3 protein-coding genes are annotated in these 4,418 nt (G+C 75.2%); all 3 read right to left on the reverse strand.

Annotated features, from left to right (window positions below; all coding sequences use genetic code 11):
- Nucleotides 1-114: 114 nt before the first annotated feature.
- Nucleotides 115-1,029, reverse strand: a complete 915-nt coding sequence (locus DQW06_RS19620; RefSeq protein WP_117199072.1) for a trans-aconitate 2-methyltransferase — start codon at nucleotides 1,027-1,029, stop codon at nucleotides 115-117.
- 124 nt (nucleotides 1,030-1,153) lie between these two features.
- Nucleotides 1,154-1,741: an XRE family transcriptional regulator gene (locus DQW06_RS19625; RefSeq protein WP_197724882.1), complete on the reverse strand. Its 588-nt coding sequence runs from the start codon at nucleotides 1,739-1,741 to the stop codon at nucleotides 1,154-1,156.
- Nucleotides 1,742-1,849: 108 nt separating this feature from the next.
- On the reverse strand, nucleotides 1,850-4,418 hold a 2,569-nt coding region (locus DQW06_RS19630), incomplete at its 5' end, for a helix-turn-helix transcriptional regulator (protein ID WP_157983498.1).

Raw genomic sequence — 4,418 nt, forward strand, 5'->3', positions numbered from 1 at the left:
CTCCGAGGGGCCGTCGCCCGTGTGGAGCGGCGGCGGGTGGGCGGCGTCGCGTCGCCGCCCACCCTTCACCGGGTGCCGGGGCTGCCTGCCGGGTGGCCGGGACCGGGGCCGGGGTCAGCGGCGCGCGGCCCACACGGCGCGTTCGGTGCGCACGGCCAGGTCGTCGCGGCGCAGGATGCTGTGCGGGCCGTCGGCGTCCAGGAGCCGGTCGAGCGCGGCCAGGTCCTCGGGGGAGAGCTCTCCTGCGACGCCGGTGCGGATGCGTCGCAGGCCGCTGAGCGCGTAGCGGCCGACCGCCTCGCTCTGGGAACCCTCGATGTTCACGGCGATCGTGCGCTCACCCTCGACCGTGAAACCGGCGGCGGTCAGCATCGGACCCCAGTCGGCCCCGCGGTGGGGCATGTGCTCGGTGTGGAGGCGGTCGGCCGCGGCGTGGACGCGCTCCTCCAAGCCGGGCCGCTCCTCGGGGGCGTCCTCGGGCAGGAAGCGGGGGAACCCGGCCAGCTCGACGACGGCGAACAGGCCGCCGGGAGCGAGCGCGTCGTGGACGCCGCGCAGCGCGCGGTCGGGGCGGGCCATGTGGTGCATCGAGGCCGAGGCCCACACCAGGTCCGGTGAGCCCAGGTCGGGCCAGTCGGAGGAGTCGAGGTCGGCCCGCACGGTGCGCACGCGCTCCTCGACGCCGAGGGCGCGCGCCTTGGCGTTCAACCGCTGGAGGTGTCCGTCGGAGGTGTCGACGGCCGTGACGCGCGCGCCGGGGAAGCGGTCGAGGAGGGCGAAGGTGCCCGCGCCCGTGCCGCAGCCCAGGTCCACGATCCGACGCGGGTCCGCCGTCAGCGGCAGCCACGCGGTGATGGAGGCCGTGTGCTCGGCGAGGACCTCGGCGTCCAGGTCGAGGATCTCCGCCTGGACGTCGGCGTCGTACTCCTGATGGCCGTGTTCCCGGTGGTGGTCGTGCTGGGCGCCGTGGCCGTGGCCGTGGCCGTGACCGTGGTCGTGGTCGTGGTCGTGCGAGTGCGTCTGGTTCATGGTCTCCACGGTAGGACGCCCATGCGCACCGAGCATGAAGGTTCCCGTTTTGCGCAAGACATTGACCGGATGTGCTGCCCGACGCGCAAGACGCGGTCCTCGCGCGGTCGGCGCGGCCGCTCCCTCAGGTGTCCTGGGCGCCTGGGCCGTCCTCCTCCCGCTGGTGGCCGCGGCGGGCGTCGCGGTCGAAGATGCCCAGGATCTCGCACGGTCCCCCCTCGGCGCCGATGGCGTGCGGCGTCATCGTGGGGAACTCGGCGGCCTGGTTGGTCTCGACGCGAAAGCGCCGGTTGCCGAGCATGAGCGTCGCGGTGCCGGACAGGACGACGAGCCATTCGCGCCCGGGGTGGGCGCGCATGCGGGCCGGGTTGTCGGGCGGCGGTTCGGTCACGCGCTGGCGCACCACGCTCATGCCGGGGTCGCCCTTGACGGGCCAGCGCATCCGGCCGCGGGCGCCGTCGACCATCGGGCTGATGACGACGTCGTCGTCGGCCGTCTCCACGAGCTGGTCCAGTGTGGTGTCCAGCGCTCGGGCGAGGGTGACCAGCTGGTCCAGGGCGAGGCGGCGCCGACCGTTCTCGATGCGGCTCAGCGAGGACTGGCTGAGGTGGGCGCGTTTGGCCAGTTCCTCCAGGGACCAGCCCTGCGCCACCCGCAGGGCGCGGATGCGCCTGCGCACGAGGCCGTCCAGCTCTCCGTCTTCTTGCGTCATGGGCATCATGGTATGCCTTGGATGCAAAGTCGAAGGCGGTGGCCGGTCGCGGCGAACGCGAGGGCTCGGCCGAGACCGGTCGTGGACCGCGTGAGGCCGGGGCGGACCCTACCCCGGGTGAGCGGTCGTCGGGAGGGCGTTCTCGACCAGGTCGCGCAGTTGGGAGCGGGCGGTGACACCCAACTTGGGGAAGCTGCGGTAGAGGTGTGAGCCGACCGTGCGCGGAGAGAGGAAGAGCTTCTCGCTGATCTCCCGGTTGGTCAGCCCGCGGGCGGCGAGCCTGATGATCTGCTGCTGTTGCGGGGAGAGCCGGGAGAGCGCGTCGGGGGCCGCGTCCGTGACGTCGAGGCCGGCGGCGCGCGACTCGGACCGGGCGCGCTCGATCCACGGGCGCGCCCCCAGCCGCCGGAAGACCTCCAGAGCCTCGGTGAGCGGCCCCCGCGCCTCGGTGACGCGTCGACGGCGCCGCAACCATTCGGCCAGGTCCAGCAGGGTCTGGGCCCGCTCGAAGGGCCAGTGCTCCAGCCGAGGATCGACCAGGGCCGCCCGGAAGTGCGCCTCGGCGTCCTCGGGGTCCGCCAGGAGGGCACGGGCCCGGCTGATCAGCGCGCGCAGCCGGGGCGAGGCGCCGCCCGCGAGCGCGTGTGCGCAACGCCCGACGATCGCGGCGGCCTCCGCGCGCCGACCGCTGCGCGCGGCGGCGGCTGCCAGGTCCGCGAGGGCCGGGTAGGAGGCGTGGTAGTGCACCGGGGCGCCGTCCGAGGTGAAGACCGTGCGGAGTTGGTCGTACGCGTCCTCGTACCCGCCTTCCGCGACCGCCGCGGCACCGAGCGCGCGACGGGCGTAGACGGACACGGAGCGGCTCTCCATCGGATCGATCAGGGCGAACACGTCCCCGACCCGGTCCCGGGCCGCCGCCGTGTCCCCCTGGTAGGCCAGCACGGTGGCCTCCACCGCGGCCGCGCACGCCACGGCGTGGTCGAGACCGGCCCTCGCCCCGACGGCGGCGGTGCGGGCGCAGGCCTCGCGTGCCCGATCCCACCGCCCCTGCTCCACATAGCTCCAGGCGGCAGCGCCCTCCAGGCCCTCCGGAAGCGGCCCCTGCGACTTCCAGCGGTCGAACGCCTCGTCGAAGGCGCGGACGGCCTGCGGGGTCTCGTCCAGGAGCCACGCCATGACCGCGAGAGCGGTGAGCCGGTCGGGCTGGCGCTCCGCCTCGCAGACCAACCGAGGAAGCAGGGAGAGGAGTTCGGCCCTGCCCTCGAAGGGGTCCGACACGGCCCTCACCCAGGCGCGTGGCCATGCGTGTGACGCGTCCCCGGGGAGTCGCTCCAGGACGGCCCGGATCCGGCGCCGTTGGGCGTCCTCCCCGGAGTAGAAGCGGACCACGGCGGCATCGGCCAGCAGGTCCAGCGCGGTGGCGGGCCGCGAGACCGCCGCCTGCTCGGCGGAACGGACCAGTCGGGAGAAGACCACGGTGTGGCGCACGGTCAGCACCGCCAGCCGTCCGACCTGCGCGGTGACGGATGCCAGGAGCGATGGGTCCTCGGTGTGCGCGCGTGCCTCGGCGGCCAGTTCCTCGACCCAGGAGATGTCGCCGGTGAACACGGCCGCCGAGGCCGCTTCGACCAGCAGCCTGGCCCTGTCCTCGCGCCGCGGTGCGAGTTCGGCGGCGCGTCGCAGGGCACTGGCCGCCGCCGCGTGGCCGCCGCGGCGGCGGGCCCGGTCGGCGGTCCGCTCCAACTCCGCCGACACGGCCGCGTCGGGGCCTAAGCAGGCGGCGGCGAGGTGCCAGGCACGCCGATCCGGTTCGTCCCGCAGTATCCCGGCGAGTGCGAGGTGGGCCTCGCGCTGTGAGGCGGGGGAGGCGGCGTGGTACGTGGCGGACCGGGCCAGAGGGTGGCGGAACCGGACGCCCCGACCGGTCCGCCGGACCAGCCCGGCCCGTTCGGCGGGCAGCCACGCGTCGTCCCCGGCGTGCGGCAGCCCGACGGAGGCGACGACCGCGGAGTCGACGCTGTCCATGGCGGCCAGGAGCAGCAGGGCCTGCCCGCTGGCGGCGGGGAGGTCGTTCAGACGGGCCGCGAAGACCCCCTCCAGGTGATCGGTGAGCGGGAGCGGACCCGGGGAGGGCGGCCCCGCGGCCGCGTCGTGCGCGGCGGACGCCCTCGTCAGTTCGGTCAGCGCCAGCGGGTTGCCGCCGGCCTGGTCGAGGATCCGCGCTCTGACCCGGCCGACGGGGCTGCCCGGCTGCAAGTCCAGCAGCCGGTTGGCGGCGGCGTCGCCGAGCGCTCCCAGCGCGAGCGTCGGCAGGTGGCGGTCGAGCCCCGGCAGGCGGTCGCCGGCGCGGACCCCGAACAGCATCGTCACCGGTTCGCCCTCCAGCCGTCTGGCGGCGAAGGACAGCACGTCCAGGGAAGCGCGGTCGAACCACTGCGCGTCGTCGAGCACCACGAGCACGGGACGCCGGTCGCCCAGGGCCGAGAGCAGACTCAGGACGGCGACCCCGATGAGCATGGGGTCGGGCTCCGCCGTGGCCGACCCCGCGCCGAAGGCGTCGCGCACCGCCGTGCGCTGCCTCTCCGGCAGCGCGTCCACCCGGGCCGAGACCGGCCTCAGCAACTGGTGCAGCGCGGAGAACGCCAGGCCCGACTCCGACTCGCTCCCCTCGGCGCGC

Origin of the sequence: Nocardiopsis sp. TNDT3 (genome assembly GCF_003427465.1) — a bacterium.
GTDB classification, from domain to species: Bacteria; Actinomycetota; Actinomycetes; order Streptosporangiales; family Streptosporangiaceae; genus Nocardiopsis; species Nocardiopsis dassonvillei.